This window comes from Sphingobium indicum BiD32 (assembly GCF_000382885.1).
GTDB lineage: Bacteria > Pseudomonadota > Alphaproteobacteria > Sphingomonadales > Sphingomonadaceae > Sphingobium > Sphingobium japonicum_C.
The window spans coordinates 1-1126 of sequence record NZ_CAVK010000048.1; the positions used below are offsets into that span (position 1 = coordinate 1).

Consider the following 1126-nt stretch of genomic DNA (forward strand, 5'->3'; position numbering starts at 1 on the left):
GATCTCGTCTGAAGGTGCCTCATAGTGGGAGCGACGGGCGGCCATCGCATATAGGCGAGTCCTCAATCCCAACCGATACACGATTATTCGCGCCGCTAGTCAAACTTCATAATGTTTTATTCGCTGAATATGTTCCTGCAGCAAAGCGCAGGCGCGTAACACTTAAAAAGGCATGCGTTCATGACTAAGCTATTTCCTGACGGTCTCTCTTTCAGTGGATACAACACTCCAAGTAGAATTGAATGCGATATATATGATCTTGAGGTGGAGGGTGATGTTCCCCCGGATCTTAATGGTAGATGGTATCGCTCCGGCCCGGATCCCCAATATCCGCCATATCTGGGAGACGACATTTACGTGGATGGGGACGGGATGATCTCGATGTTTAACTTCGAGAACGGCCATGTCGATTTCAAGATGCGCTATATTCAGACCGAAAGATGGAAAGCTGAGCGGGCTGCCCGACGTTCTCTCTATGGGAAATATCGCAATCCGTGGACTGATAAACCTGAAGTCGCCGGGAAAAGCCGAGGGACCGCAAATACCGCGCCAATTTGGCACGCTGGCCGTCTCCTGGTGCTCAAGGAGGACCATGTGCCGATGGCTGTCGATCCGGACACTCTAGCCACCTTGGGCGATTTCACTTGGAATGGGCAGCTTAAAAGTAAAACAGTTACAGCCCACCCGAAGATAGACCCCGTTACGGGTGAGCTTCTTCTGTTTAGCTATGAATGTGAAGGTGATGGTTCGTCGCCAATGTGCTTCCTGATCGAGGACAAAAGTGGGAATCTTGTTAAAGAAGAGTGGTTCGATCCCCCATATGTCGGGATGGTCCATGACTTCGCGATCACGACTGATTACGTGATCTTTCCAATCTTTCCGACGACAATGGATCCCGAGCGCTTGAAGGCAGGTGGGGATCATTGGAAGTGGGACGGGAGTTTGCCTAGTTGGGTTGGCATTATGCCGCGAGCCGGCAGTACGACCGATATCCGATGGTTCAAAGTGCCTACGTCGTGTGGCTTTCACGTCATCAACGGCTTTAACGAAGGCACAATAGTCCATCTCGATATGATGATCTCCAAGCGGAATGGCTTCCCCTACATCGGCGACATCGCAGGATCTG

Annotated in this window: 1 protein-coding gene; it reads left to right on the plus strand. The window is 51.2% G+C overall.

Annotation, left to right across the window (positions count from 1 at the left end; all coding sequences use genetic code 11):
* Positions 1 to 180: 180 nt before the first annotated feature.
* Positions 181 to 1126, plus strand: a 946-nt coding sequence (locus tag EBBID32_RS04760) for a carotenoid oxygenase family protein (protein WP_037488820.1), incomplete at its 3' end; no start/stop codon positions are given.